General features: G+C 70.8%; 24 protein-coding genes and 1 pseudogene. 9 read left to right on the top strand and 16 right to left on the bottom strand.

What is annotated here, in order from left to right:
- Nucleotides 1–35 precede the first annotated feature (35 nt).
- From ACFE76_RS16815 to ACFE76_RS16800, 4 genes are all read left to right on the top strand, one after another.
- Entirely contained in the window at nucleotides 36–1,394 is a 1,359-nt protein-coding gene (locus ACFE76_RS16815) for a DUF222 domain-containing protein (protein ID WP_375432926.1), read from the top strand.
- 147 nt (nucleotides 1,395–1,541) lie between these two features.
- Nucleotides 1,542–1,901, top strand: coding sequence for a bifunctional 3-phenylpropionate/cinnamic acid dioxygenase ferredoxin subunit (locus tag ACFE76_RS16810; RefSeq protein ID WP_375432925.1), 360 nt, complete (start codon nucleotides 1,542–1,544; stop codon nucleotides 1,899–1,901).
- A gap of 13 nt (nucleotides 1,902–1,914) precedes the next feature.
- Nucleotides 1,915–3,111: an NAD(P)/FAD-dependent oxidoreductase gene (locus ACFE76_RS16805; protein ID WP_375432924.1), complete on the top strand. Its 1,197-nt coding sequence runs from the start codon at nucleotides 1,915–1,917 to the stop codon at nucleotides 3,109–3,111.
- Between the two features lie 60 nt (nucleotides 3,112–3,171).
- Complete coding sequence (locus ACFE76_RS16800) at nucleotides 3,172–4,296, top strand: aromatic ring-hydroxylating dioxygenase subunit alpha (protein ID WP_375432923.1); 1,125 nt, start codon at nucleotides 3,172–3,174, stop codon at nucleotides 4,294–4,296.
- Nucleotides 4,297–4,327: 31 nt separating this feature from the next.
- On the opposite strand, the gene ACFE76_RS16795 is transcribed toward ACFE76_RS16800, so the two are convergent.
- Nucleotides 4,328–5,146 (bottom strand): IclR family transcriptional regulator, encoded by an 819-nt coding sequence (locus ACFE76_RS16795; RefSeq protein ID WP_375432922.1) that lies wholly within the window; start codon nucleotides 5,144–5,146, stop codon nucleotides 4,328–4,330.
- A gap of 34 nt (nucleotides 5,147–5,180) precedes the next feature.
- Between ACFE76_RS16795 and betA the strand changes: the two genes are divergently transcribed.
- Together betA and ACFE76_RS16785 are read left to right on the top strand one after the other, a co-directional pair.
- Entirely contained in the window at nucleotides 5,181–6,854 is a 1,674-nt protein-coding gene (gene betA, locus ACFE76_RS16790; protein WP_375432921.1) for a choline dehydrogenase, read from the top strand.
- Between the two features lie 145 nt (nucleotides 6,855–6,999).
- On the top strand, nucleotides 7,000–7,938 hold the full coding sequence (locus ACFE76_RS16785; RefSeq protein ID WP_375432920.1) for an NlpC/P60 family protein: 939 nt from the start codon (nucleotides 7,000–7,002) through the stop codon (nucleotides 7,936–7,938).
- Between the two features lie 24 nt (nucleotides 7,939–7,962).
- On the opposite strand, the gene ACFE76_RS16780 is transcribed toward ACFE76_RS16785, so the two are convergent.
- Nucleotides 7,963–8,169: a hypothetical protein gene (locus ACFE76_RS16780; protein WP_375432919.1), complete on the bottom strand. Its 207-nt coding sequence runs from the start codon at nucleotides 8,167–8,169 to the stop codon at nucleotides 7,963–7,965.
- Nucleotides 8,170–8,365: 196 nt separating this feature from the next.
- Between ACFE76_RS16780 and ACFE76_RS16775 the strand changes: the two genes are divergently transcribed.
- Nucleotides 8,366–9,982, top strand: a complete 1,617-nt coding sequence (locus ACFE76_RS16775) for a phytoene desaturase family protein (protein WP_375432918.1) — start codon at nucleotides 8,366–8,368, stop codon at nucleotides 9,980–9,982.
- A 31-nt stretch (nucleotides 9,983–10,013) separates the two neighbouring features.
- Here ACFE76_RS16775 and ACFE76_RS16770 read toward each other — a convergent pair whose 3' ends face one another.
- The 6 genes and pseudogenes from ACFE76_RS16770 to ACFE76_RS16745 all read right to left on the bottom strand — a co-directional run.
- A complete protein-coding gene (locus ACFE76_RS16770; RefSeq protein ID WP_375432917.1) occupies nucleotides 10,014–10,451 on the bottom strand; it encodes an SRPBCC family protein in 438 nt (145 codons plus the stop codon).
- A gap of 85 nt (nucleotides 10,452–10,536) precedes the next feature.
- Nucleotides 10,537–10,947, bottom strand: coding sequence for a DUF779 domain-containing protein (locus ACFE76_RS16765; protein ID WP_375432916.1), 411 nt, complete (start codon nucleotides 10,945–10,947; stop codon nucleotides 10,537–10,539).
- Nucleotides 10,948–10,975: 28 nt separating this feature from the next.
- Nucleotides 10,976–12,499 (bottom strand): aldehyde dehydrogenase, encoded by a 1,524-nt coding sequence (adh, locus tag ACFE76_RS16760; RefSeq protein WP_375432915.1) that lies wholly within the window; start codon nucleotides 12,497–12,499, stop codon nucleotides 10,976–10,978.
- 121 nt (nucleotides 12,500–12,620) lie between these two features.
- Complete coding sequence (locus tag ACFE76_RS16755; RefSeq protein ID WP_375432914.1) at nucleotides 12,621–13,955, bottom strand: GAF domain-containing protein; 1,335 nt, start codon at nucleotides 13,953–13,955, stop codon at nucleotides 12,621–12,623.
- A gap of 52 nt (nucleotides 13,956–14,007) precedes the next feature.
- On the bottom strand, nucleotides 14,008–14,766 hold the full coding sequence (aqpZ, locus tag ACFE76_RS16750; RefSeq protein WP_375432913.1) for an aquaporin Z: 759 nt from the start codon (nucleotides 14,764–14,766) through the stop codon (nucleotides 14,008–14,010).
- Nucleotides 14,767–14,865: 99 nt separating this feature from the next.
- A pseudogene (locus ACFE76_RS16745) lies at nucleotides 14,866–15,132 on the bottom strand (aquaporin); the annotation flags it as partial.
- 318 nt (nucleotides 15,133–15,450) lie between these two features.
- Between ACFE76_RS16745 and ACFE76_RS16740 the strand changes: the two are divergent.
- Both ACFE76_RS16740 and ACFE76_RS16735 read left to right on the top strand, forming a co-directional pair.
- Nucleotides 15,451–17,163 carry a purine-cytosine permease family protein gene (locus ACFE76_RS16740; protein WP_375432912.1) on the top strand — a complete coding sequence of 571 codons (1,713 nt, stop codon included), beginning with the start codon at nucleotides 15,451–15,453 and terminating at the stop codon, nucleotides 17,161–17,163.
- A gap of 74 nt (nucleotides 17,164–17,237) precedes the next feature.
- Nucleotides 17,238–18,446 (top strand): PQQ-dependent sugar dehydrogenase, encoded by a 1,209-nt coding sequence (locus tag ACFE76_RS16735; protein WP_375432911.1) that lies wholly within the window; start codon nucleotides 17,238–17,240, stop codon nucleotides 18,444–18,446.
- 324 nt (nucleotides 18,447–18,770) lie between these two features.
- Here the strand turns inward: ACFE76_RS16735 and ACFE76_RS16730 are convergent, their stop codons facing one another.
- The 8 genes from ACFE76_RS16730 to ACFE76_RS16695 all read right to left on the bottom strand — a co-directional run bounded on the left by ACFE76_RS16730 (nucleotide 18,771) and on the right by ACFE76_RS16695 (nucleotide 26,338).
- Nucleotides 18,771–19,661, bottom strand: a complete 891-nt coding sequence (locus tag ACFE76_RS16730; protein ID WP_375432910.1) for a sucrase ferredoxin — start codon at nucleotides 19,659–19,661, stop codon at nucleotides 18,771–18,773.
- On the bottom strand, nucleotides 19,658–20,884 hold the full coding sequence (locus ACFE76_RS16725; protein ID WP_375432909.1) for a cupin domain-containing protein: 1,227 nt from the start codon (nucleotides 20,882–20,884) through the stop codon (nucleotides 19,658–19,660). The genes ACFE76_RS16730 and ACFE76_RS16725 overlap by 4 nt, the downstream gene beginning before the upstream one ends.
- A 29-nt stretch (nucleotides 20,885–20,913) precedes the next feature.
- On the bottom strand, nucleotides 20,914–21,255 hold the full coding sequence (locus ACFE76_RS16720; protein WP_375432908.1) for a hypothetical protein: 342 nt from the start codon (nucleotides 21,253–21,255) through the stop codon (nucleotides 20,914–20,916).
- 482 nt (nucleotides 21,256–21,737) lie between these two features.
- Nucleotides 21,738–22,460 (bottom strand): DUF1361 domain-containing protein, encoded by a 723-nt coding sequence (locus ACFE76_RS16715; protein ID WP_375432907.1) that lies wholly within the window; start codon nucleotides 22,458–22,460, stop codon nucleotides 21,738–21,740.
- 419 nt (nucleotides 22,461–22,879) lie between these two features.
- The gene (locus tag ACFE76_RS16710; protein WP_375432906.1) at nucleotides 22,880–23,164 is read right to left on the bottom strand and encodes an alkaline phosphatase PhoX; all 285 of its coding nucleotides are present in this window, start codon (nucleotides 23,162–23,164) and stop codon (nucleotides 22,880–22,882) included.
- Between the two features lie 37 nt (nucleotides 23,165–23,201).
- Nucleotides 23,202–24,620 carry a hypothetical protein gene (locus tag ACFE76_RS16705; RefSeq protein ID WP_375432905.1) on the bottom strand — a complete coding sequence of 473 codons (1,419 nt, stop codon included), beginning with the start codon at nucleotides 24,618–24,620 and terminating at the stop codon, nucleotides 23,202–23,204.
- Entirely contained in the window at nucleotides 24,610–25,398 is a 789-nt protein-coding gene (locus ACFE76_RS16700; RefSeq protein WP_375432904.1) for a TIGR03943 family putative permease subunit, read from the bottom strand. Before ACFE76_RS16700 ends, ACFE76_RS16705 begins: the two co-directional genes overlap by 11 nt.
- Complete coding sequence (locus tag ACFE76_RS16695) at nucleotides 25,388–26,338, bottom strand: permease (RefSeq protein ID WP_375432903.1); 951 nt, start codon at nucleotides 26,336–26,338, stop codon at nucleotides 25,388–25,390. Before ACFE76_RS16695 ends, ACFE76_RS16700 begins: the two co-directional genes overlap by 11 nt.
- Nucleotides 26,339–26,828 lie beyond the last annotated feature (490 nt).

The following is a 26,828-nucleotide window of genomic DNA, read 5'->3' as shown; positions in this document are numbered from 1 at the left end:
AGAGCTTAAGAACGTGTGTTCGATAGTGTCAAGACATGGATATGGAGGAGGCAGGACCGGCGGATGCGGCGTTGGCCGCGGCGCGATCGGCGTTCGCCCGGCTGGTCTCCGTGGTCGACGGCGGTGGTCTGGACCATCTCGACGACGCGGGTCTGCTCGGCTTCTGGCAACAGCTGGAGGAGCTGCGCAACCAGCTCCCGGTGGTGGAGCACCGGCTCATCCGGGACGCCCAGGCCCGCGATCTGGCGTCGGTGTACTGCACGGGCCGGCTGTCGCGGCTGATGACCTCGATGCTGCGGATCTCGGGCGGGGAGGCGGCCCGCCGCGTCCGGGCCGCCGACCAGCTGGGAGACCGGACGTCGATGCTGGGCGAGCCGGTGCCGCCGGTCCGGCCAGCCCTGGCCGCGGCGCAACGAGCCGGTGAGGTCAACCCGGAACAGGTGGACATCATCTGCCGCGGGCTGGCCCGGGTGGACCGGGTCGGCTACGACCCGGCCACCATCGCCGCCGGAGAGGCGTCCCTGACCGGCCACGCCCGCGCGTTCGGGCCGGCTGACCTGCAGACCTGTGTCAACCGGTTCGTCGACACCCTCGAGCCGGACGGAAGTCGGCCGGAGGAGGAGCTGCAGGCCGACCGGCGGATGGTGGAGCTTCGCCAGCTGCGCGACGGCTCCTGGCGCGGTGAGCTGCGGCTCACCGGCGCGGCCGGCGCTAAGCTGCAGGCCGTCCTCGGTCCGCTCGCGAAGCCGCGGATCTCCACCGGCGTCACCGCGGCCGGCCGTCCGGTGGAGGAGCTCGACCCGCGCACGTACCCGCAGCGGATGCACGACGCCCTCGAAGACGCGTGTGACCGGTTGCTCCGCTCGGGCAGCCTCCCGGACTCGGGCGGGACTCCGGCCACCGTCATCGTCACCCTCAAGGTGAACGACCTGATCAACCGGACCGGCTGCGGCACCACCAGCGACGGCACCCGGCTCTCCACCGCGGCGGTGCTGCGGCTGGCGGAGCAGGCCGAGGTGATCCCGGCGGTCCTGAACGACGCCGGCGCGGTCCTCGCCCTGGGCCGGGCGAAACGGATCGCCACCAAGGAACAGACTCTGGCCTTGTACGCCCGCGACGGGGGTTGCAGCTTTCCCGGCTGCGGGCAACGGCCGGAGTGGTGCGAACGGCACCACATCATTGCCTGGGCCGACGACGGCCCCACCGACCTCACCAACCTGACCCTGGTCTGCCGCTATCACCACCACCAGTTCTGGTCCCGGGGCTGGACCTGCCGGATCAACGACGACGGACTTCCCGAATGGACCCCACCGAGGCACGTCGACCGACACCAACGACCGCTGATCAACCAGCGCATCCTCACCGCCCACGGCGGCTACGGGACAGCGGCATGAGCGCGCGCCGTGCCGCCAGCGTGACAAGTGCGTGTCGCTCGCTCAGAGCGCTTGACAGCAGCCCCCTCGCTCTAGAGGCTGTTGCGTATCACGAATCACGTTGTCGCTGCTGCGCAACGGTCGGGCTCAGCAAAGGACAGATGCCGAGTGGCGCAGGACGGGTCGGCGGTGCGGGTCGGGCAGCTGGCCGACCTGCCGGCGGGAGAGGCCCTCCGGGTCACGACGGTCTCGCCTCCGGTGGCGGTGTTCCGCACCGAGGACGGCGAGCTGTACGCGATCGACGACACCTGCACCCACCAGGACGCATCGCTCGCCGACGGCTGGCTGGAGGGCTGCGAGGTCGAGTGCCCGCTGCACGCATCGCGGTTCGACCTGCGTACGGGTGCGGTCGACGCACCGCCCGCCAAGGTCGGGGTTCGGACCCATGTCCTCACCCTCACTGACGGTGAGATCTGGCTGACCCCATCGGCCGAGGCGCCGAACCTTCCGCCCGGCGTCAGAGCCTGATGGCCCGGTCTTGATGGGCGTCCTCGACTCCGTCCTCATCGTCGGCGCCAGCCTTGCCGGCCACGCGACCGCTCGCGCTCTGCGCGCCGAGGGCTTCGCCGGTCGGATCACCCTCGTCGGCGCCGAAGCTGAGCGTCCGTACGACCGGCCGCCGCTGTCGAAGGGCTTCCTGGCCGGGACGACCAGCGAGGCCGACCTCGCCCTCGAGCCCGGCGGTGAGGACTTGCAGGCCGAGTGGGTGCTCGGCACCGCCGCTTCCGCGCTCGACGTGAGCGCCCGTACGGTGACGCTGGCGGACGGCCGTCGGCTGAGCGCCGACGCCGTCGTGCTGGCCACCGGTTCGGGCGCCCGGCACCTGCCGCACGCCCTCACCGGGGTGCACACGCTGCGCAACCTGGCCGACGCGCGCGCGCTCAAAGCCGAGCTGGTTCCCGGCGTCCGAGTCGTCGTGGTGGGCGCCGGCTTCATCGGGGCCGAGGTTGCGTCGACCGTGCACGGTCTCGGCCTGGACGTCACCGTGGTCGAGGCGGCGTCCGCCCCGCTCGCCGGACCGCTCGGCGTCGAGCTCGGGCTGGCGGTGGCGTCGCTGCACGAACGCCACGGGGTCTCCCTCGAGTGCGGAGTCCCGGTGGCCGACCTCGTCGGCTCCGGACGGGTCAGCGGCGTCACGCTCACCGACGGCACGGTGCTGCCAGCCGACGTCGTGGTCGTCGGCATCGGCAGCCACGCCGCCGTCGACTGGCTCACCGGCTGCGGGCTCGACGTCGCCGGCGGCATCGCCTGCTCGACCACCGGCGCGACGCCCGCCCCCGGCATCTGGGCGGTGGGGGACTGCGCCGCCTGGTACGACCCCGTCCGCGGGACCGAGCACCGGCTGGAGCACTGGACCGACGCGCTGGAGCGGCCCACCACCCTGGCCAAGGCGATGCTCGGCCGGCCGACCAGCCCGCTGCGGGCCCCGTACTTCTGGTCCGAGCAGTACGGGGTGATGATCCAGTTCGCCGGCCGGCACCTCGGCGGCGAGGTCGTCACCATCGAGGCGGGCAGCGTCGAGGACGGCAACCTGCTGGCCACCTTCCGGCGGACCGGACCTGAGGGGACCAGCGAGGTCGTCGGCGTCCTGGGGATGAACCAGCCCAAGCTCTTCACCCGGCTCCGCCGCTCGCTCGCCCCCACCCCGACCGTGCTCGAGCGTGAGCCTGTCTCGTGAACCAGCCAGCCCCGTGAACTCACCCGATCCCGTGAATCAGATCCACCCGGAGGAAGTGCCATGACCCACACCGTGCTGCCGGAGTCGCTCATCTCGACCCTGCCCGGGCACTACTACACCGACGATCGTGTCTTCGCCCTCGAGCAGAGCCTCATCTTCGAGGACATGTGGTTCTGCGCGATCCGCGGCAGCGACGTCGCGGGCGCGGGCGACTTCCGCACCGTCCAGGTCGGCACCGAGTCGCTGATCATCTCCCGGTCCCGTCGCGGGGAGGTGCGGGCCTTCTTCAACGTCTGCCGGCACCGCGGCGCCAAGATCTGCACCGAGGACGCCGGCACGGTGAAGCGGGCGTTCCAGTGCTCGTACCACGCCTGGACCTACGACCTCGACGGCAAGCTCATCGCCGCCCCCAACCTGACCAAGATGCCCGACATCGACCGGGTCGCGTACGGGTTGCGCCAGGTGCACGTCCGCGAGTGGCTGGGTTACGTCTGGGTGTCACTCGCCGACGACCCGCCGCCGTTCGAGTCCACCGTGATGCAGGAGATCGTCGACCGCCTCGGCGAGGTGGCCAACCTCGACCACTACGACCTCGACCACCTGGCGCTGGGCCGCCGGATCGTCTACGACGTGGCCGCCAACTGGAAGCTCATCATCGAGAACTTCATGGAGTGCTACCACTGCGCGACGATCCATCCCGAGCTGACCGAGGTGCTACCCGAGTTCGCCGACGGGCTGGCCGCCCAGGTCTTCGTCAACCACGGGGCCGAGTTCGGCGCCGGCATCGAGGGCTTCACCGTGGACGGGTCGGCGGGCGTGGACGTGATCCCGACCATCGACCCGGAGCAGGACCGGCGCTACTACGCCGTCACCATCAAGCCGCAGGTCTTCGTCAACATGGTGCCGGACCACATCATCTTCCACCGGATGTACCCGATGGCGCCCGACCGCACGGTCGTCGAGTGCGACTGGCTCTTCCTGCCCTCAGTCGTCGCGTCCGGCCGGGACGTGTCCAAGTCGGTCGAGCTGTTCCACCGGGTCAACACCCAGGACTTCGACGCCTGCGAGCGCACCCAGCCGGCGATGTCGTCGCGGATGTACGCCGACGGGGGCGTGCTGGTGCCGAGCGAACACCACATCGCGGGGTTCCACGACTGGCTGCGGGCCAAGATCGACCCGTCCTGAGGTGGCCCGACCAGGGTGCGACACCACCCTCTTAGGACATGTCTGGGTCGCCGGATCTGAGGTAGCCCATCCGCTCGCTGACCTCGGCGGCGGCGGCCACCGTCGCGCGCGCCGCGTCGGGCAGCGACTCCGCCGGCAGCCGGTAGGCCGGTCCGGAGACCGAGAGTGCGGCGATGACCGTACCGTCGGCCCGACGCACAGGAGCCGCGACGGCGTTCAGACCCACCTCGAGCTCACCGATGGTGGTGGCGTAGCCGTCGGTCAGGACCTGCTCGAGCTGGTCGCTCAGCCGTTGCGGGTCGGTCACGGTGGCGTCGGTGTAGCGGGTCAGGTCGGCCAGCACCCGGGCTCGGACCGGCTCCGGGGCGTAGGCCAGCAAGACCTTGCCCGACGAGGTCGCGTGCAGCGGGGTCGGCCGACCGACCCAGCTGTCGACGGTGATCGTGCCGCCACCCTCGGCCTGGTCGACGTTGACCACGACCTCGTCCTGGCGGATAGCCAGGTTGACCGTCTCGCCGAGCCGGTGGGCCAGCCCGGCGCAGACCGCCGCAGCCTGGCTCGAGACGTCCAGCCGGCCACCGACCGCGGCCGCGAGCCGCAAGATGCCCGTCCCGAGCCGGTAGTGGCCGCGGACGGTCCCGGGCTCGACCAGGTCGTGGCCGGCCAGCGCGACGAGCAGCCGGGAGGCCGTCGACTTGTGCACCCCGATGGCCGTGGCGACCGACGAGACGCCGGCGTCCGGGTGCCGGGCCAGGTGCTCCAGGGCGCTGATCGCCCGCTCCACCGAAGACAGCCCGGCGCCCGAGGACAGGGCCGCGCCCGGGTCGTGGGCACGCTTCTCGTTGGGCACAACGCACTCTAAGCACACGACGAGGGGACCGACCGTGACCGACAGCAGCTATGACTACGTGATCGTGGGCGGCGGCAGCGCCGGCTGTGCCCTCGCCGCCCGGTTGAGCGCGGACGGCGACCAGTCGGTGCTGGTGCTCGAGGCGGGTCGCAGCGACTTTCCCTGGGACCTGCTCATCCAGATGCCGGCGGCGCTCACCTTCCCCAGCGGGAACCGTTTCTACGACTGGCAGTACGCCTCCGAGCCCGAGCCGTTCATGAACGGCCGCCGGATCGCCCACGCCCGCGGCAAGGTGCTCGGCGGCTCCAGCTCGATCAACGGCATGATCTGGCAGCGCGGCAACCCTCTGGACTTCGAGCGCTGGGCCGCCGACCCCGGCATGGAGGACTGGGACTGGCCGCACTGCCTGCCCTACTTCAAGCGGATGGAGAACTGCCTCGCCGCCGACGTCTCCGACCCGATGCGCGGCCACTCCGGTCCGCTCGTGCTCGAACGCGGCCCGGCCCGTAACCCTTTGTTCGGCGCCTTCTTCGAGGCGGCTCAGCAGGCCGGGTTCCCCCTCACCGAGGACGTGAACGGCTTTCAGCAGGAAGGCTTTGCCCCCTTCGACCGTAACGTCCACCACGGCCGCCGGCTGTCGGCGTCCCGGGCCTACCTGCGGCCGGTGATGTCGCGTACCAACCTGACCGTGCTCACGCGCGCGCTGGTCACCGGCATCACGATGAACGGGACCCGGGCGACCGGGGTCAGCTATCGCCGCAACGGGCGCCTGCACACCGTCACCGCCGGCGAGGTCATCCTCTGCGGCGGCGCCATCAACTCCCCGCAGCTGCTGCAGCTCGCCGGCCTCGGCCCCGAGGAGGTGTTGCGCCCGCTCGGCATCACCCCGGTCGTCAACCTGCCGGGCGTCGGGGCCAACCTGCAAGACCACCTCGAGGTCTACGTGCAGCACGCGTGCAGCCAGCCGGTCAGCATGCAGCCCTACCTCGAGCGCTGGCGGATGCCGTTCATCGGACTGGAATGGCTGCTGGCCCGCCGAGGCCCGGCCGCGACGAACCACTTCGAGGGCGGTGGCTTCGTCCGGAGCAACGACGAGGTCGACTACCCGAACCTGATGTTCCACTTCCTGCCCATCGCCGTCCGCTACGACGGGTCGGTCAGCGAGGCGGTGGCGCGTACCGGCCACGGCTACCAGGTGCACATCGGCCCGATGTACTCCGACGCGCGCGGGACGTTGCAGATCACCTCGACCGACCCTCGGCGGCATCCGGCGCTGCGCTTCAACTACCTCTCGACCGACCAGGACCGGCAGGAGTGGCTGGAGTGCATCCGGACGGCTCGCGACATCCTCGGCCAGCCGGCGCTGCGGCCCTTCGATGCCGGGGAGACCTCGCCCGGACCGGCCGTCCAGACCGACGCCGAGATCCTCGCCTGGGTCGCCGAAGATGCCGAGACCGCCCTGCACCCCTCCTGCACGGCCAAGATGGGGCCGGCGTCGGACCCGACGGCGGTCGTGGACCCGCAGACGATGCGCGTGCACGGCGTCGACGGGCTGCGGGTGGTCGACGCGTCGGTGATGCCGTACGTCACCAACGGCAACATCTACGCCCCCGTGATGATGGTCGCCGAGAAGGCGGCCGACCTGATCCTCGGCCGTGAGGCGCTCGTCGCGTCGCCGGAGCCGTACTACACGCACCGCAAGAACTGAGTCGTCGTACGGCGTGTCGGCTTGCGTCGCGGCGTTTGGGGTCTTTGGTCCCTGCCCGGGAGGCAAGGTTCTTCGATAACGTTCGGGTGTCTCGGGGACGTCGTCGCTGCGTCCGACAGCGCAGCACGGTCACGAGGAGATCACGATGCCCATGTCCCTTCGCTGCTCCGGACCACTCGTCGCGGCGTCGGTGGTGGCCGTTGCCGTCATCGGTGCCGCCCCCGCGAACGCCGCCCCGGTGCCGAAGCCGACCGTCCGGGTCGCCGCGGTCGCCGCCGCCGCGCCTCGCCCTGCCGTGGTCGCCGCCACCCAGCCGACCGTCCGCGCGACCGCGACCTCCGTGGCGCCGATCCGGGCGACCGGCGCGGCCAAGGGCGTGGTCCTCGCGACCCTCGACGCGGGCCAGCGGATCCCCACGACCGGACCTGCCGTCAAGGGCTGGGTGCCGGTGCGCTATCGCAGCACGCTGGCCTACGTCTCTGCGAAACGACTGGTGGTCCCGGTCGCCGGCACCCCCGAGCCCGCTCGGCCAGAGAACCTCAGCGCCACCGGTACCAAGATCGCGACTGCCGCTCTGGTCGTCCGCTCGGGTCCGAGCAAGTCCGCGGCCAAGAAGGGCCGGATCGCCGAGGGCGCCGCGCTGACGCTCACCGGCGCCCAGCGCGGCGGATACGTACCCACCGTCGTCGCCAAGCAGACCCGCTGGGTCTCGGTCCGCTACCTCGCCAGCCAGGCGCCCGCCCAGACCGCCCTCGACTTCGCTCGCGCCCAGCTGGGCAAGCCGTACAAGTTCGGGGCGACCGGCCCCACGTCCTACGACTGCTCGGGTCTGACGCTGAGCTCGTGGAAGGCCGCCGGTGTCACGATCCCGCGGACGGCGGCCCAGCAGGCCAAGAGCGGCACCAAGATCAAGAAGTCCCAGCTGCAGCCCGGTGACCTGGTCTTCTTCTACGGCCGCACGCCCTCGCACGTGGCGATGTTCGTCGGCGACGGGCTGGTCATCCACTCACCCCGGCCTGGCAAGACGGTGCAGTACATCAAGATGAGCTACATGCCCTACTCGAGCGCCCGCCGACCCGGCTGACCCCTCCGGGCGCGAACGAGGGCTTCAGTCCTGGGTGATCGTCGCGGTCTTGATGAAGCCGAGGGTGAAGACCAGCAGGGTGGAGAACATCGCGATGATGCCGGCGACCACGGCCCGTCCGGGGGTGGGGATCGAGTTGTTGCCCGGCGTGGTGATCAGGACGGCGACGGCCACCCCGTAGATGGCCAGGACCACGACGGCCCCGACGAGGAAGAGGATCTTGGAGGACACGTCGGGGCTCCCGTTCGTTGGTCGAGGAGGTCGGATGACCGCTACGCGCCCACGCTACCGCGCCCCGCCGGACTCTGCGCTCGGACCTGCGGCTGGCCCGCCGACCGACGGGGGCGGCGTCAGCGTCCGGTGGCCTTGTACCGTCGGTCGCGGCGGGGGCGCAGGCCCCCGATGACGTAGGCAGACGGAGGACCAGGTGACCTCGACCCCCACGATCGTCTCGATGGGCGCGACCAAGAGCCGCAAGCCCCGCGACGCGGTGGTGATCGGGGCCGGTCCGAACGGGTTGGTCGCGGCCAACCTGCTGGTCGACGCCGGCTGGGACGTGCTGGTGCTCGAGACCCAGCCAACCATCGGCGGTGCGGTACGGCACGACTCGGGCGTGGCCGCGGACTTCGTGCACGACGAGTTCAGCGCCTTCTACCCGCTGTCGCTCGCCGGTCCGGTCATCCCGGCCCTCGGCCTGGAGCAGTACGGACTGCGCTGGCAGCACGCCCCGGCGGTGCTCGGCAACCCGCAGCCGGACGGTTCCTGGGCGATGCTGCACCGCGACGTCCAGGACACCGTCGCCGGCCTCGACCGGCTCGCCCCCGGTGACGGCGCGGCCTGGCGCGAGCTGCACGAGGCCTGGCAGATCATCGGTCCGTCGGTCGTGCAGTCGCTGCTGACCCCGTTCCCCCCGGTCCGCGGCGGCCTCTCCACGCTGGCCAGGCTGCCGAAGGTCGGGGGCGTCGACTACGTCCGCTTCCTGCTCGAGCCTGCGTCGGTGATGGGCGCCAAGCGGTTCGCCACCGAGCACGCTCCGCTGTTGATCGCCGGCAACGCCCTGCACGCCGACATCGGCATGGACTCCGCCGGCTCGGGTCTGCTCGGGCTGCTGCTCGCGATGAGCGGCCAGACCGTCGGCTTTCCGGTGCCCGAGGGCGGGTCCGGTCGGCTGACCCAGGCGATGGCCGACCGGTTCGTGGCCCGCGGCGGGCTGATCCAGTGCGACACCCGGGTCGCCAGGGTGCTCGTCGACCGGCGCCGGGTGCGAGGGGTCGTCACCGCCGCCGGTGAGCGGATCGAGGCGCGCGCCGTCGTGGCCGACGTCTCCGCCCCGGCCCTCTACGGCGACCTGGTCGGCTACGACGAGCTGCCGGCCCGCGTGCGCAAGGGGATGGATCGCTTCGAGTTCGACCCGGCGACCGTCAAGGTGGACTGGGCGCTGTCCGGGCCGGTCCCGTGGGCCAGCGCGCCGCCGGCCGCCCCCGGCACGGTGCACATCATCGACTCCCTGGACCAGCTCAGCCGCACCCAGGCCGCCATCACCAGCCACAGCATCCCGGCCGACCCGTTCCTGCTCGTCGGTCAGATGACCACTTCCGACCCGACCCGGTCGCCGGCGGGGACCGAAGCCCTCTGGGCATACACCCACGTCCCGCAGGAGGCGCGTCGCGACGACGGCCCGGACGGGCTGACCGGCCGTTGGGACGACGACGAGGGCGAGCGCTTCGCCGACCGGATGCAGGCCCGGCTGGAGAAGTACGCGCCGGACTTCGCGTCCCGGATCATCGCTCGCCGGGTGCTCGGTCCGCACCAGCTGGAGGCGCGCAACGAGAACCTGGTTCGCGGCGCCCTGGGCGGCGGCACCGCCAACCTGCAGCAGCAGCTGATCTTCCGGCCCATCACGGGCTTCGGCCGGGCTGACACCGCCGTCCGCGGCCTGTTCCTCGGCTCCGCGTCGGCACACCCCGGCGGTGGGGTGCACGGCGCGCCCGGAGCGAACGCGGCCCGCGCCGTGATCGCCGCCGCCCGTACCGGCCGCCTCTGACCCTCCGCGCCTCGGGCCGCGGAAGGCCGGATCAGGCGGCGCGGCCTTCGGCGAGGTAGGTGAGGCGGCGCAGGGTCTCGACGTTGCGGACGTGGATCAGGGCGTCCCGGGCCGCCTTCGGGATCAGGAAGCCGGGACCCTCGATGGCGTCCTCGAGCAGGGTCATCGTGCAGCCGCCGGGGGTGGGCTCGACCTCGAGCACCACCTTGGCCGACCCCACCGGCCAGCCGCGAGCCTTCAGCACCGCGCGGTGCGGCGGGTCCCACTCAAGGACAGACGTGCTGTCGTTGATCAACAGCGGCCAGACACCGAACGAGTGGTGGATCTTGGCGCCCGGCGCGGGCCAGATGGCCTCGACGTCGCGGATCCGGGACGCGCCCACCACCCAGCTGGGATAGAGCCAGCCGTCGGCGAGGACGGCGAAGACCGCCTCGGGAGTGCAGGACGCCGTTCCGGTGTTGGTGGCCACAGACGGCAGTCTCTCCCACCCGAGCTGTCAGAGCTGAGGTGCCCCCGAGGACAACTGGGTTCTGACAGCTCGGTGGAAGGCGACCTCAGGTCCGCAGCTGGGGTCCCACCGATGCGGCTTCGTCCGCCTCGGAGAGTCCGGACACCTCGTCCTCGGTGAGCAGCCTGGACCGGATCAGGAACCGGAACCCGGTCGGCCCCTCCAGGGAAAAGCCAGCCCCTCGGCCCGGCACCAGGTCGATGGTCAGATGGGTGTGCCGCCAGTAGGCGAACTGCTCCTTGCTCATCCACACCGGAACCGGCTCGGGTGTCCCGGCGTCCAGCTCGCCGAGGAACTGGTCGGAGTCGCCGGTGATGAACTCCCCCAGGGGGAAGCACATCGGGGACGACCCGTCGCAGCACCCACCGGACTGGTGGAACATCAGCGGACCGTTGTCCTCGGTCAGGCGGCGGATCATCTCCGCCGCCACCGGGGTGACCGCGACGCGCTCGGTCACCAGCGCGCCGCCACGATGAACGCGTCCATCAGAAGAAGCCCAGCTTGTCCGGGGAGTAGGAGACGAGCATGTTCTTGGTCTGCTGGTAGTGGTCGAGCATCATCAGGTGGTTCTCACGGCCGATGCCGGAGGACTTGTAACCCCCGAACGCGGCGTGCGCGGGGTACTGGTGGTAGCAGTTCGTCCACACCCGCCCGGCCTGGATGTCGCGTCCCGCCCGGTACGCGGTGTTGGTGTCGCGCGACCAGACGCCGGCGCCGAGGCCGTAGAGGGTGTCGTTGGCGATCTCGATCGCGTCGGCGTAGTCCTCGAAGCCGGTCACCGAGACGACCGGGCCGAAGATCTCCTCCTGGAACACCCGCATCTTGTTGTTGCCCTGGAAGATCGTCGGCGCCATGTAGTAGCCGCCCGACAGGTCTCCGCCCAGGTCGACCCGCTCGCCACCACAGATGATCCGGGCGCCCTCCTCGGTGCCGATCTGGATGTAGGACAGGATCTTCTCGAGCTGGTCGTTGCTGGCCTGCGCGCCCACCATCGTGGCGGTGTCCAGCGGGTTGCCCTGGACGATCGCCTTGACCCGGTCGGTCGCCGCCGGCAGGAACTGGTCCAGGATCGAGTTCTGGATCAGCGCCCGGCTCGGACAGGTGCAGACCTCGCCCTGGTTGAGGGCGAACATCGCAAAGCCCTCGAGCGCCTTGTCGTAGAACGCGTCGTCGGCCGAGGCGACGTCTTCGAAGAAGACGTTCGGGCTCTTGCCGCCCAGCTCGAGGGTGACCGGGATCAGGTTCTGGCTGGCGTACTGCATGATGAGCCGACCGGTCGTGGTCTCACCGGTGAAGGCGATCTTCCGGATCCGCTTGGACGAGGCGAGCGGCTTGCCGGCCTCGGTGCCGAATCCGTTGACGATGTTCAGCACGCCCGGCGGCAGCAGGTCACCGATCAGCTCGATCAGCAGCATGATCGAGGCCGGCGTCTGCTCGGCCGGCTTGAGCACGATGGCGTTGCCGGCGGCCAGGGCCGGGGCGAGCTTCCAGGTGGCCATCAGGATCGGGAAGTTCCACGGGATGATCTGGCCGACCACGCCCAGCGGCTCGTGGAAGTGGTAGGCCACGGTGTCGTCGTCGATCTGGGAGAGGTGGCCCTCCTGCGCCCGGATGGCGCCGGCGAAGTAGCGGAAGTGGTCCACCGCCAGTGGCAGGTCGGCGGCCATGGTCTCGCGGACGGGCTTGCCGTTGTCCCAGGTCTCCCCGACGGCGAGCATCTCCAGGTTCTGCTCGATCCGGTCGGCAATCTTGTTCAGGATGACCCCACGCTCGGCGACCGAGGTCTTGCCCCAGGCCGGGGCGGCGGCGTGGGCGGCGTCCAGGGCCAGCTCGATGTCCTCGGCCGTACCGCGGGCGACCTCGCAGAACGTCTTGCCGGTCACCGGCGACGGGTTCTCGAAGTACTGGCCCTTGACCGGCGGGACCCACTCGCCCCCGATCCAGTTCTCGTAGCGCGACTTGTAGCTGACGACGCTGCCGTCGGTTCCGGGAGGTGCGTAGACCGTCATGGGCTGCTTCCTTGTCCTGGTGCTGTCTCGGGTGGGTGGCGGCCCGGGAGGGCGTGCCTTCGGCGACGCTAGCCGGGCGGAGGTTGCAGCAACGTTGCGGGGACAGCCAGGGACGTCCGGATCAGGCCAGCTGCCGGTCGAGCTGCCGGACGTGGTCGGCCACCTGGGCGTACCGGGGTGAGCTGGCCGGCAGCGCGGTTAGGGCTGCCTGCCAGACCTCGTAGTCGTCGCGGCCGTGGGCGGTGTCGGCGAAGGAGAGCAGCGCGTCCGGGTCGTCCCCGCTCAGCAGCGCCGACCTGACGAGCATGTGCAGCTCCTCGCGGAGCCGCTCGACCGCCGGCGCGGTGGAGGTGGGCAGCACGGGCCCCTGGTACGCGGCGACCGCCTGCCGCAGCCGGCCGGCCCGCAGCTGACCGCGGACGGCCGCGACGTCGGTCCGGACCTGGTCGAGCACCCGGTACGGCCGCGAGCCCAGCCGGACGGGTCCGAGCAGGGTCCGCAGCCGGGACAGCTCGGCCCGGATCGTCACCGAGGAGTGTTCGTCGGCGCTCAGCGCGACGGCCAGCTCGGCGGCGCTCATTCCGCCGCCGCTCATCGACCCGGCCGTCTCGGTGAGCAGCAGCAGCATCTCGCTGTGCCGCAGGCTCAGCGTCGTCGTGGTGGTGCCGGCGTCGGCCGCGCCGTAGCCGAGCCGGGCACCGCGTTGGCCCAGCACCTCGAGCGTCGGCACGACCGGCGCCGACCAGCCCGAGGTGACCAGGGACGGCCGTTCAGACATCAGCTGGGGGGCCAACCGGGCCAGCCGCAGCTCGGCCTCGACGGCAGCGACGGTCGCCCGGACCAAGGTGAGGGTCTGCGGGGTCACCACCTCGGCCCCGCCGGTCAGGTCGAGCACGCCGAGGACCGCCCCGGTCTCCGGTTCGTGGATGGGGGCGGCCGAGCAGCTCCACGGCGTCACCGGCCGCGACAGGTGCTCAGCTCCCAGGATCTGTACGGGTCCGCCGACGGCGAGCGCTGTCCCGGGAGCGTTCGTGCCGGCACTGGACTCGCTCCAGTCGGCTCCGGGCAGGAAGTGCATCTGCTCCGCGCGCGACCGCAGCGAAGGGTCGCCCTCCACCCACAGCAGCTGACCGGCCGCATCGCTGACCGCGACCAGCAGTCCGCACTCGGCGGCCGGGTCGACCAGCAGCCGCCGGATGACCGGCATCACCTGGGCCAGCGGGTGGGTGGCGCGGATCTCGGCCAGCCGTCCGTCGTCGAGCCGGATCGGGGCCAGCGCGGACTCGGGGTTGATGCCGCTGTCGACGCTACGGCGCCACGACTCCACGACCAGCGGCCGCAGCGCCCGGTCGAGGTGACCGGTGCTGACGAAGTCGTCGTGAGCGGACCGCAGGTAGCGCGTCAGCTGCTGCGGGTCCGAGCCTGGCGGCAGTGCCAGGCCGAAGGGAGGCCCCATGCAGCCAGGGTAGTCGGCGGCCGGCACCGCCGCCCGGGATCAGTCCCACGCGCTAGTCGTTGTTGGCGATCGGCTCCTCGGGCACGTCCTGCTCGTGGCCGACGATGGCGGTGTACGTCGCGCCGGCGATCGCCGCCCCCAGCAGGGGGGCGAGGATGAAGAGCCACAGCTGGGCGAGGGCGGGGCCGCCGGCGAACCAGGCGACGCCGATCGAGCGGGCCGGGTTGACCGAGGTGTTGGTGACCGGGATCGAGATCAGGTGGATCAGGGTGAGCCCGAGCCCGATCGCGATCGGGGCGAAACCTTGAGGTGCCCGGTGGTCGGTGGCGCCCAGGATGATGTAGAGGAAGACGGCGGTGAGCACGACCTCGACGAGCAGGCAGGCGAGCAGGCTGTAGCCGCCGGGGGAGCGGTCGCCGTAGCCGTTCGAGGCGAAGCCGCTGACACCGGCGTCGAACCCCGGCCGGCCCGAGGCGATCGCGTAGAGCACGGTGCCGGCGGCCGTCCCGGCCACCACCTGGGTCCCGACGTAGGGCCAGACGTCCTTCCAGGAGAACCGCTTGGCCACAGCCAGTCCGACGCTGACCGCCGGGTTGAAGTGGCCGCCGGAGACGTGACCGAACGCGTACGCGGCGGTCAGCACGCTGAGCCCGAAGGCCAGCGCGACGCCGACGAAGCCGATGCCGAGCTGGATCTTGTCCTCGCTGATGAACTTCGCGGCCAGCACGGCGCTGCCGCAGCCGCCGAACACGAGCCAGAACGTGCCGAGGAACTCGGCGCCGAGCCTGGCGCCGAGCGTGGGTTCCCGCATCAGGAGGTCCTTTCGTTGTGAGCGCCGTCCGGGAGACCCGTCGAGGGCAACCGCGCTTCGGCGACCCCTCTACCCACACGGTCGGGGTTGAGACGTCTCTCAGGGGTTGTTGGCGACCCCCTCGTCGACCTCGGAGCGGTCCGCCCCGGTGATCACCGCGTAGCCGTTCGAGGCGAAGCCGCTCTCGCTGGCGCTGAAGCCCGACGTGCCGGAGGCGATCGCGTAGAGCGCCAGGCCGGCGACCCCCGCGACCACCTGGGTGAGGATGTAGGCCGCCACGCCCCGCCACTGGAATCGCTTCGCGACGGCGAGGCCGATGGTGAGGGCCGGGTTGCCCTCCTTCTCGCTGACGTTGAAGGGGCCGCCGGAGACGTGGCCGAAGGCCTACGCCCGTGAGCACGGTGAGACCGAAAGCCGGCGACACCCGACGAAGCCAATACCGAGCTGCACGTCGTCGTCGGTGAGGAACGTCGCGGCGAGGGCGGCACTGCCGCAACCGCCGAAAACGAGCCAGAAAGTGCTCTGGAAATCAGCCTCCAACAGATGCGCGTTGGCGCCAGGCTTCTCCCGCAATGCGCTCGACGGTGGACAGATCGCGGTCTTAACCCCGCGGGAACTCCTACGTAACGACCGATCTCGATGCTGAGGTGGACACCGACCTCACCCCAGTCCCCCGGGAGCACCATGACATCCGATACCGCACCCCCAGCCGAGCCGGCGCTGCGGACCGACCGCGACGCGCAGCCCCACGACACCGGCACGAAGGAGACGCTGGAGGACTACACCCTGCGGTTCGCGCCTCGGCACTACCGCCGCTGGTCTACGGGCGTGGTGGCCATCTCGGCGCTGGGCGGCATCGCCTACCTCGCTGACTTCGCGATCGGGGCGAACATCGGTATGGCGTACGGCACGACCAACGCCCTGTGGGGAATCGTGGTCTTTGCCGTGGTGATCTTCCTGACCGGCTTTCCGCTGGCCTACTACGCCGCCCGCTACAACCTCGACCTCGACCTGATCACCCGCGGCAGCGGCTTCGGCTACTACGGCTCGGTGGTCAGCAACGTCATCTTCGCGACGTTCACCTTCATCTTCTTCGCCCTCGAGGGCTCGATCATGGCCCAGGGCCTCAAGCTGGGCCTCAACGTCCCGCTCTGGGCCGGCTACGCCGTCTCGACCCTGATCATCTTCCCCCTGGTGATCTACGGCATGAAGGTGCTCACCAAGCTCCAGCTGTGGACGACCCCGCTGTGGTTGATCTTGATGGTCATCCCCTTCGTCTACCTGCTGGTCAGCCATCCCGAGTCGGTCTCGACCTTCTTCGCGTACGGCGGTGAGAACGGTCAGGGCACGACCAACCTGGGCTCGGTGATGCTGGCGGCGGGGGTCTGCCTGTCCCTGATCGCCCAGATCGCCGAGCAGATCGACTACCTGCGTTTCATGCCGCCGCGAACGCCGGAGAACTCCCGCCGCTGGTGGCGGGCGGTCGTCCTCGCCGGACCCGGCTGGGTGATCTTCGGCGCCCTCAAGCAGGTCATCGGGCTCTTTCTCGCCGTCTACATCATCGCCAACATCGACGGCGGGGCCGCCGTGGCGAACCAGCCGGTGCACCAGTTCCTGGAGATCTACCGCGACATCATGCCGGGCTGGCTGGCGCTCGCGCTGGCTGTCGTTCTCGTGGTGATCAGCCAGGTCAAGATCAACGTGACCAACGCCTACTCCGGTTCGCTCGCGTGGACCAACTCCTTCACCCGGATCACCAGGCACTACCCGGGCCGGCTGGTCTTCCTGGCCTTCAACCTCGCTGTCGCGCTGGTGTTGATGGAAGCGAACATGTTCAGCTTCTTGAACACCATTCTCGGCTTCTACGCGAACTGCGGGATGGCCTGGATCGTGACCGTCGCCTCCGACATCACGTTCAACAAGCTCGTGCTCAAGCTGTCGCCGTTGAAGCCGGAGTTCCGGCGCGGGATGCTGTATGCGTTCAACCCGGTGGGCTTCGGCTCGATGCTGGTCGCGGCCGGGGTCTCCATCCTCGCCTTCTTCGGCGCCCTCGGGTCGGCGGTCCAGCCGTACTCGCCGCTGGTGGCGATCGGGCTCGCGCTCGTCCTGCCGCCGATCCTGGCCGTGGCCACCAAGGGGCGCTACTACCTGCGGCGCGCTGACCCGGCCGACCCGCTGCGCTCCGACGACGGGATCGAGCTGCCGATGGAGGACGAGAACGGCAACCCGTCGGCGGTGGAGCTGACGTGTCACGTCTGCCACACCGACTACGAGCGGCCGGACATGGCCGCCTGCCAGACCCACGACGCGTACGTCTGCTCGCTCTGCCTGAGCACCGACAAGCTGGCCGACCACGTGCTGCCCGCCCAGCCGGCGCGTAGGGTCCAGCCAGCCTGACGTGGAGTACCGCCCGCAGCAGGGCCTCGCCGTCTGGCAGGCCCCTGCTGGGTTGGTGGGTGACAATCGACTCCATGGTCTCTCGCCGCACGCTGCTGCTCGGCTCCTCCGGCGTCGCGTGGGCGGCGCTCGCCGGCTGCTCGACCGACCCGGTCGTCGACAGCGCCCCGAGCAGCGCGGCGTCGTCGGCCGCGGGCCCGAGGAGTGCCGCACCGAGTCCGACCGGCTCGTCGTCGGCCAGCCCGTCGGACACGGCGAGCCCGGCACCGACCGCCAGCCCGTCACCCACCGCCAGTCCGTCGCCGACCGGACCGCCCAAGCCGGCGCTGGCCGGCACGGTCACCGATGACCTGGACGTGCCGTGGGGCATCGTGTTCCTGCCCTCAGGGGACGCGGTCGTCGGCGAGCGGGGGACCGCGCGGCTGTTGCGGGTCACGCCCGCCGGCAAGACGACCACGCTCGGCACGGTGGCCGGGGTGGCGGCACCGTCCGGCCTGGGGGAGGGCGGCCTGCTCGGCCTCGCCCTGGCGCCGGGGGACCCCGACACGCTCTTCGCCTACCTGACCAGTGGCTCGGACAACCGGGTGGTCCGGATGAGCCTGGCCGGCGACAAGGTGGGAAAGCCCCGGCCGGTGCTCACCGACATCCCGACCAGCACCCACCACCACGGCGGCCGGCTGCTGTTCGCCCGCGACGGCACCCTCTTCGTCTCGACCGGGGACGCCGAGCAGTCCGGGCTCGCCCAGGACCGGTCGTCCCTGGCCGGCAAGATCTTGCGGATCCGGACCGACGGAAGGGCGGCGTCGGGCAACCCGTACGGCAACCGCACCTGGTCCTACGGCCACCGCAACATCGAGGGCCTCGCCTTCGACGCCGCAGGCCGGCTCTGGGCCACCGAGTTCGGCGACAAGCGGGCCGACGAGCTCAACCAGATCCGCCGGGGCGGCAACTACGGCTGGCCCGCGGTCGAGGGACGGTCCTCCGACGACCGGTTCCGCTCCCCGGCAGCCACCTGGTCGCCGACCAGCAGCTGCTCGCCTGCGGGCCTCGCCATCACCCGCTCGACCGCCTTCGTCGGCTCCCTGCAGGGCCGATGTCTGTTCGCCGTCAGCCTGGACAAGACCTCAGCCGGCAAGCCGAAGGCCTACTTCGCAGGCGACCACGGACGGATCCGTTCGGTGGTGCTCGCCCCGGACGGCGCGCTCTGGATGACCACCAGCAACACCGACGGCCGCGTCACCCCGGGCCGCCACGACGACCGGATCCTGCGCGTCCGGCTGTGAGAAGTCGGGACGGAAGTCCCTGGTGCGACGGATGAGAGATGTGGGATGGTCGTCTTGCACGTTCCCACCCGCTACCCGTCGCGACGGCGCCTCACCCCTGGCATTCGTCTGTCCTCAATCGGACATGTCCGCATGCGGACAAATCGCGCGTTTTTGCTGCGCGGGTGATCACGGGCCCGTAACCTTGCCAGTGTTCAGCGACTGGTGACGAGGGAAAATCGGGGGATCGAACACCGTCTCCAGTGATGGGTGGGTCGGCCGGCGGAGACGCTGCCGGCCCATTCTGCTGTTCGGGTTTCGGGTTGTGGCCCGACCGCTCACGGTTCAGTCGAGCCGGACGACGCGGTACTCGGTCGCGACAGCGTCCCGGGCGGCGCGGCAGGTCAGCTGTGCCGGCGGTCGGCGCCGGGCGACCACCTCGGCGTGGACCGTCGAGGCGACGCCACCCACCGCCAGCTCGACGAAGGTCCGTGAGTCTGCCGACCCGTAGCCGCCCTCGTGCCGGGCCGAGGTGACCAGGACCCCGTCCGACGGTAGCGGCCCGTAGCGGGCCAGGGCAGCGACCACGGCCGCCTGCTGGGCCGGTGGGTAGCGGGCCATCCCCCGCAGGGCTCCGGCGTCGACCTGACCGGCGAGGTGCCCCGCCACCGTCGCCACGGCGCTGTCAGGATCGAGGCCCCCGTAGTAGAAGCCGTCCGGCAGCAGCACGACGTTGGGGGCGAAGCGGTCGCCGCCGACGTGGCTGCACTCCCAGACCTCGTCTGGCCAGCGGGCGGCCAGCGCGGCCGCCACCGGCCGACCTCGGATGGCGCAGCAGGCGTCGTGCACGCCGTGCGCGCAGACCAGGACCACCGGCGCCGCAGGGGTGGTCACCGCAGGGGGCGGCGGGGCGGCGACGGCCGCCAGCGCCGTACGCAGGTCGTCATCGACCGACCACCGGCCGGTGACGGTGGGCCGGCCGTCGGTCAGCAGCAGCCACTGCCGCTCCGGGGTCGGGGCCGCCCGGCCCGGCCGCCGGACGAGCAGGATCCGCGTCCGGGTGCGCTGAGCCGCGCCGGTCAGCTCGGCCAGCAGGTCGGCGTCGATCCCCGAACCGGCGACCGCGTCGACCGGCCAGGGTCCGGGATGCTCGAGGAGCAGCCAACGCCGGGCCGGCGGTGCCGATCCGGCCAGCGGGTCAGACCTCAGGCCGGCCGCGACCGCACAGCGGATCACGCCCGGGCGACAGGGCGGGTGAGGACGCCGCCCAGGACCAGCCGCCGGGCGAGCTCGGGGCCAAGGTCGGCGACGACCGCCTGGCCGGCGTCGAGCAGCGCCTTGACCGCCGGTACGTCGTCTTCGCTGACGGTGAGCTCACCGGCCCGGCTGCGCAGCACGCTCGGTGTACCCGTCTGGTCGAAGGACGCCGCGAGGTGGGCGCGAAGCACCAGCACGGTGTCGGGCTGCAGCTCCTCAGCCGTACGCAGCTGGTGGAGCGGACCGAGGGGAGCGGCCCGCTGGCTGCCGCGGCTGCTGCGTTGCAGAGCCGTGGAGACCTGGGTCAGGTCGCGGGCGCCGAGGGCGCCGATGAGAGCACCGCAGACCGCATCGACGTCCTCCCGTAGGGCTCCCGGCTCGTGCAGGTCGATCCCGAGGGCCAGGGAGCTGTGGAGCTCCGGGTCGCCGGCCACCGTGCGCAGGGCCTGCGCGACCAGCTGCTCGGCCAGCGCGTACCGCGTCCAGGTGTGCACGCCGATCGTCAGGTGCGTGCTGACGCCGCCGAGGGCGGTGGCAGCGTGCAGGAACCCGCGCGGCAGGTAGAGGCAGTCACCGGGCCGCAGCACGGCCTCGAGCATCGGCTCCTCGGCAGCCCGGGCGGACACGGCCGACCGCCGGTCGGTCCACGGCTGGTCACGCAGCGGTGAGTCGAGCACGGGCCGGTGGATCCGCCAGCACTTCTCGCCCTCGATCTGCAGCACGAAGACGTCGTGCACGTCGTAGTGGTTGCTGAAGCCCTGGTTCTGGGGTGGGGTGACGTAGGCGTTGGCCTGGACGGGGTGGCCGAGCTCACCGGCCAGCTGCTGGCAGAGCTGCAGGATCGGCGGCCACACCCGGTGCAGCGCCTGCAGCACCATCGTGGCGCCGTCGGCGAAGAGGCCGACCAGCTTGTCGTCACTCACCTGGTCGGCGATGCCGGCCCCGACTCCGCCCGGGGCGGTGAAGGCGTGCTCAGCAAGCGTGCTGCCGTTCTTGGCCACGCGGAGGAACGGCGTCCGCAACCCGCGCTCGGAGACGAGCTCGTCGATCGTTGCGGCACTCAGCAGGTCGTCGAAGGGCTGGGGGAGCTCTGCAGCGGTGGTCAGCAGTGGACGCTGCCCCCAGTAGTCGGCCGCGAAAGTCTCGGGGTCGACAGCAATCAGCCGGGGAAGGACAGCGTGCCCGGCCACCGGTCCGGGCACGCCGTCATCGAACGAGGTCAAGGCGGCGATCAGTTGGCGCCACCGTCGGCGCCGCCGTCCTGGACGCCGGGGGTGCCGTCCGCGCCGCCGTCGGCCGGGCCTTCAGCCCCACCGTCCGCCCCGCCGTCCTGGACGCCGGGGGTGCCGTCCGCCCCGCCGTCGGCCGGGCCTTCAGCCCCACCGTCCGCGCCGCCGTCGGCTCCACCGTCCGCGCCGCCGTCCTGGACGCCGGGGGTGCCGTCGGCGCCGCCGTCGGCCGGGCCTTCAGCCCCACCGTCCGCGCCGCCGTCCTGGATCCCCGTGATGCCGTCGGCGCCGCCGTCGGCCGGGCCCTCGAGGTCTGCTGCGCCTTCGCTCGGTGCTTCGCTCATCGGTCCTCCGTCTCTCATTCCCGCCCGCAGCGGGGTGATTGGATGCGGCGAGGAACGCCGTCAATCCCACTCTCGCATCCGTCGTGACTGCCCCGGCCGGGGGGTAGCGCCGGGTGGCCGGACCGCGGCTCCGCGGTCCGGCAGCCCCGCTCCGCGGTCCGGTAGGAACTCGTGCAACTTGTCGTCGGCGAGGTCTGCTGACCAGGGAAACGACGACGTGAGCCAGGCGACCGATTCTCGATGTCTTGTCGGATTCGTCGGCGGCAGGTGCTACCGGCTCTGCACCGAGAGGGAAAAGCCCAGCGGGATGGTCCCGTCGCCCGGAGGTGCAACCCGCACTCGCACGTGAGAGGAGACGATCCCCTCGACATCCCGACCCGAGCGCGAGGCCGTCAACTGGCAACCAACAGGTTCATCAAGCTCAGCGGCAGCTGCGTGACCAGCACGACCAACGAGGTCATCACCGCTCGGAATCACATCCCTCAGACATGGGTGCTCAGGCCGCGAACCGGCTTGAGGAGGGCCCCCGCGAGCACCCACGTCATCACGTAGGAAGTCACCAGCACGGCCGACATCGCCAAGCCGAACTGCAACAAGAAGAGGTTGCCGAGCGGGTCGGCGAGCCGACGCGAAGCCACGAGAACCAGCCGCTGAGGGTCGGTGACCACGTTCCAGGAGTTGAAGCGCAGGACGCGTCCCAGGTAGATCCCGACGGCGCTGAGCACCAACGATCCGATGGCCACCGCCCAGCCACTGGCGCGCCCGGCGCGAGCCTCAACCACCTGGTGGACGACGAGCAGGGAAGCCAGGCCGAGCGCGAAACCTGCGGTGGCGAAGGTGCCGAAGACGGCAACGTCGAACCACAGCGGCACGCCAGTTCTCGGCCGAAGGTGGACTACGTCGGTGACGATGTAGGGCGCGTTGGGCAGGAAGACCAGCCAGCCCGCCGCCAAGACCCCCAGCAGCAGGCGCGACCCTCGACGACAATGAACCGCGGCCACACCCAGCGCAAGCCCGAATGGCACCCATGCCAGTAAGAGGTTCTTAACCAGGAATCGGAAGGCGAACGTGCCGACCTGGTCCGCCCGCACGGCGTACAGGCCTGCTGCGGCGAGGGACAAGACGACGAGTGCGAGGGTCAGCCCCACCAGGCAGCGCACCGGTCCAGACCGGCTGGTCCCGGGCGGCGTCGCGGGTACGGACATGCGAACGAGTCTGACAGGATGCTGCTCGACATCGACCGGTTCCGATCAAACCCGTGGGAGCCTCCTTCTCCTATCTCGCGGAGGCGCGGCAACGCAGGCCTGATCGCCTTCGGTCAGGGCCGCAGGCGTCGCAGGAATCCGCCGTCATCGCGCTTGTCGTGGTGCTTTCCGGCCAGGGTGTCCGGCGGCGACCGCGTCCTCGTCGATGAAGTGGGAGGTCGGCTTCCCGTCCCTCGCCGGGGTGCTGCAGCGCGACGAAGACCGACCCGTCCTGGTCGCGGATGACCGGCCGTGACCGGCCGTAGGGTCTCGGCCTCGTTCGGCACGGCCAGGAAGGTCCATCGGGGTGGCCTTCATGATGTCGGCGGGCAGCGGTGAAGACGAGCACCTCGTCGACGCTCGTGCCGGGAACCGTGGACTCACCGTTCAGCGTCAGTGGGACCCAGGTCCCCCGGCCGAGGGTGTCGCTGCCCGGTCGCTGGGCTCCGGAGAAGCGCGCGACGTACAGGTCGCCCCTCGGTGAGCAGCTGCTTGTTGTGGCGCCGGGCGGCTGCGGAGCTGTCGGGCGCGTCCGGGTCGGCGACGAAGTAGCCGTTGCCGTTCTCCTCACCGGACAGGATGGTGCCCCAGGGGGTGGTGCCGCCGGAGCAGTTGCCGAAGGTCCCGTGCACCTGCGACCGGCAGCCGGCAGCGACCTCGTCCAAACCGCAGCCGACTCCACCGGCCGCAGCTGAGCAGGAGTCAGTGGCACCAGCTGGCGTCAGATCCGGCGGCCTCAAGGAGGGTCTGGCCGGTGGCGATGTCGATAACGGTGTTGGCGGCGCCGGTGTCGTCGGCTTGGGAGGCGTCGGCGGGACGAGTTTGCAGGAGGAGGTACTCCCCGTTGCTGGACAGACAGATGGCGTCAGCGGTGGTGTCGGCAGGCGCTCGGTGAAGGGTGCGGGCTTTCCGTCCGTGCAGGACCACGACTGAGTAGCGGAGCTGGTCGTGACCGGTGAGGGTCAGCAGCAAGCCGGCGTAGCTGGTTCCGTCGGGCAGTGGCTGCACGTGCGGCAGCCCGCCGCCGTGGACGTTGAAGGGTGGCAGTCGGGTGGTGGCGCCGGTGACGAGATCGATGGTGGTGAGCTTGGTGTCCTCGTCCTCGACGAGGAGGGTTGTGCCGCGACCGAGGCCGTGCAGGGTCAGGTGGCCGCCGAGAGGCGTGACGTGGCCGTCTCGGGAGGGGTCGACGAGGTACATGGCCGAGTTCGTGGCTTGGACGACCACGAGGGTGGTGCCGGGGACGAAGGACCAGTCGGCCACCTGGACGGGCTTCCCGTCCAGGCCGGTGACGTCGACGGGTCGGGCGTCGGCGCCGGGGGCGAACAGCCGCAGCTGGACCGTGTTGAGGGCGGTGGGGCCGGTGGCGGCGGTCTCGTTGACGGCGATGTAGCCGAAGATGCCGTTGGGGCCTGAGGACTTGAGGTCGCTGATCCTCTCGCCTTCGGTGACGGTGCGGGTCTTGTCGGGGCTGTCGGTCGGTCCGACCTGGATGCTGCCGATGCCGTCGGCGTCGGCAGTGACGACCGCCATCTGGGGCTCGGCGATGGCGAACTCCTGGATGTGGGGCTGGGTGCGGACCACCGTCGACCCTGCTGAGCCGACGACGCTACGGACGATGCGGTCAGGCGGACCGGCGACGGCTCCCGGGTCGGCCCCGGCTTGCGTCGAATCTGCAGAGGCGCGTTGCAGGGTGTAAAGGGTCGGCTCGGGGGTGGTGAAGCTGGAGGTGATGGTCGAGCGTCGACCGGTGTCGGCGCTTTGGACGGCGAGGGAGACACGGTAGGTCGTCGCGTAGTGCAGGGCCGTGGTGAACTTCAGCACGGCGCTGGTGGGCAGGTTCGTCAGCTCCACGGGGGTGGTCGGGTCAACGGTGACGTCGTTGGGCGTCGGCACGGTGACGGCTTGGTCGAGGCGCAGGGTCAGGCGCTGCCCGGGGTGCTCGACGGCCGAGGCAGTGTTCACCTCGGCGCGGACGAGGTGTGGTCCACGGACAGCGCCAGCTGCGGTCAGGCCGGCCACCAGCGCCAGCAGCAGGCCGATCACCAGGCCGGCGGTGCGCCGGAAGCTCGTGTTGGCGAGGTCCGATGTTGGGGCAGCCGTGGCTGGGTTAGAAGACATAGGGCTGTTTGGGTTCGGTGACGGTGTCGAGGGTGGCGACCTGGACGAGGGCTGGGAGGTCGTTGCCGGCGTCGGGGTTGCCGGCGAAGGTGCCGGTGATCCTCAGCCAGCTGCCGGGGCGCAGGTGCTGGCGCCAACCGGGCTGGGAGATGGGGATGCCGATGGGCTGAGCATCGACGGCGCAGCAGGACACCATCAGCCTGGCCAGGTAGAACACGTTGTCGTCGCCCTGGTCGAGGACATAGCCCGTAACGTCGACCTGCTTGCCGAGGGTGGCTTGGGGTCCGCCCTGACGGAGCAGGTTGGCCCAGTCCTTGACGGTGAAGGTGGCCGGGTCGCCGCCGGCGAGGACGGTGGTGTCGGCGGAGTCGAGGGCCTGGCTGGAGGTGACCAGCGCCCGGCTCTGGCGGGCGGTGGCGCTGAGCGTGGCCGGGGGTACCACCAGCAGCGCCCACACTGCCGCCGCGACGATCAGGATCCGCAGGGTCGTGCTCCACCGGGAGGAGCGTGGGGCCCGCGTGACCAGATCGTGGGCGTCGCCCGGTTCGTCCTGGTCCTGCGGGTGGTCGTGGTGGTCGCGTTCCCCGTCGGCGCGCAGGGCGACGACCGCGACGACCGCGGCGAGGGCCAGCACGGACATGGTGGCGGTGAAGAGGGTGTAGCGGGGGTGGATGTACAGCGACAGCCGGCCGGTAGCGGTCAGCCAGAGAGTGGCGACCGCCCCGACCGCGGTGAGGGCGGGGCCGGTCCAGCGGCGGACGAGCTCGTCAGCGCGCATAGTTGACCGCCAGGCCGACGGCAGCAACGAAGAGGGTCACGATGGTGGTGAGGACGGCCAGGGTGCGAGGGGTGAAGGTGGTCCGCAGCAGCGCGATCATCTTGATGTCGATCATCGGACCGAACAGCAGGAACGCGATGACGGCGCCGGGGGTGAAGGTCGAGCCGAGGGACAGGACGAAAAAGGCGTCGACGGTGGAGCAGATCGCGATCACGAAGGCGAGGACGATGAGCGCGACCACCGACCACAGCGGGTTCTGTCCGAGGAGCAGCAGCAGGTTCCGAGGCACGAACACCTGGATGGCGCCCGCCGCCGCCGCACCGACGAACAGCGCGGGGAGCATCGCACTGGTCTCGGCGGCGAACAGCCGCAGCGCCTGGACCGGCCGAGCCTCGTGGGCGGGATGGTCATGGGTCTGGCAGGTGACCTGGAACTGTCGGGTCAACAGCTCCTGCGGCCGCTGGTGGCGGCTGAAGACGAACCCGACCAGGTTCGCGGCTGCGAAGCCGCCGACGACCCGCCAGAACAAGATGCCGTCGGAGAACCCGAACGCCTGGTAGGTGACGACGATGGTGATCGGGTTCAGGATCGGCGCCGCCAGCAGGAACGTCATCGCGTCCGCGACGCTCAGTCCGCGGACCAGCAGGCCGCGGGCCAGCGGCACGTTCCCGCACTCACAGACCGGCAGCAGCACCCCGAGCATCGACAGGGCGGCCCGCCGCACCAGCGGGCGCCGCGGCAGCAGGGCGAAGAACAGTGACTGCGGCATCCAGATCTGCAGGGCGGCGGACAGTCCGACGCCGAGGACCACGAAGGGCAGCGACTCCACCACGACACTGATGGAGAGGGTGAGGAAGTCCTGCAGAGCATCGGCCAGGCCATGGGAGGCAGAGGTTGCTGCGCGCAGAGCGACCAGGGTCAGGACCAGACCGAGCGCCACGGCTGTCCGAGGCAGAACCTGGCTGCCGGCTGCACCTGGCCGCCGCTGCGGCGGCCATCCTGCCGATGGTGCGTCAAGCGAGGGGATGGTTTCGCTTCGGCGTTCGGTCATCGCGGCGTCCGGGACGGTGTGGTGCGCATGCTCGAGCTCCCTGGTCAGTCCCGAGATGCCGAGGATAAGCGACGATGGCCGGTCCGTCGGTGTGTTGATGAAGCAGCCTCGCCTCGGGGTTCGGCGCAGAGTTCCGGAAGAGTGATCATCGGCTCCTGCTGAGGGCGATTGAGGTGCCGCCCTTCGGTGATCGCGGTCTGATCCGGGCCACGTCGACGACCAGATAGCTGCTGTCGACCAGCTGCAGGGGGAAGTCGGGCACATGCCGTAACCGGTGGAACCGTCACGGCTCGTCAACGAGAAGGGTGGTCCGCAGATCGCACTCAGGGCGTGTCAGATGGTCTGTGTAAGTGGTCCTCTCAACTGAAGGAGTTTCACT

Source organism: uncultured Friedmanniella sp. (assembly GCF_964244005.1).
Lineage (GTDB): Bacteria > Actinomycetota > Actinomycetes > Propionibacteriales > Propionibacteriaceae > Microlunatus.
This window is presented reverse-complemented; position numbering and strand designations above follow the sequence as displayed.

Coding starts and splice junctions, on each gene's coding strand:
- ACFE76_RS16735 (WP_375432911.1), top strand. CDS start 17,238: ATGGTCTCTCGCCGCACGCTGCTGCTCGGCTCCTCCGGCGTCGCGTGG.
- ACFE76_RS16785 (WP_375432920.1), top strand. CDS start 7,000: ATGCCCATGTCCCTTCGCTGCTCCGGACCACTCGTCGCGGCGTCGGTG.
- ACFE76_RS16805 (WP_375432924.1), top strand. CDS start 1,915: ATGGGCGTCCTCGACTCCGTCCTCATCGTCGGCGCCAGCCTTGCCGGC.
- ACFE76_RS16755 (WP_375432914.1), bottom strand. CDS start 13,955: ATGGGGCCTCCCTTCGGCCTGGCACTGCCGCCAGGCTCGGACCCGCAG.
- adh (WP_375432915.1), bottom strand. CDS start 12,499: ATGACGGTCTACGCACCTCCCGGAACCGACGGCAGCGTCGTCAGCTAC.
- ACFE76_RS16705 (WP_375432905.1), bottom strand. CDS start 24,620: ATGTCTTCTAACCCAGCCACGGCTGCCCCAACATCGGACCTCGCCAAC.
- ACFE76_RS16800 (WP_375432923.1), top strand. CDS start 3,172: ATGACCCACACCGTGCTGCCGGAGTCGCTCATCTCGACCCTGCCCGGG.
- ACFE76_RS16700 (WP_375432904.1), bottom strand. CDS start 25,398: ATGCGCGCTGACGAGCTCGTCCGCCGCTGGACCGGCCCCGCCCTCACC.
- ACFE76_RS16815 (WP_375432926.1), top strand. CDS start 36: ATGGATATGGAGGAGGCAGGACCGGCGGATGCGGCGTTGGCCGCGGCG.
- ACFE76_RS16715 (WP_375432907.1), bottom strand. CDS start 22,460: ATGTCCGTACCCGCGACGCCGCCCGGGACCAGCCGGTCTGGACCGGTG.
- aqpZ (WP_375432913.1), bottom strand. CDS start 14,766: ATGCGGGAACCCACGCTCGGCGCCAGGCTCGGCGCCGAGTTCCTCGGC.
- ACFE76_RS16720 (WP_375432908.1), bottom strand. CDS start 21,255: ATGAGCGAAGCACCGAGCGAAGGCGCAGCAGACCTCGAGGGCCCGGCC.
- ACFE76_RS16740 (WP_375432912.1), top strand. CDS start 15,451: ATGACATCCGATACCGCACCCCCAGCCGAGCCGGCGCTGCGGACCGAC.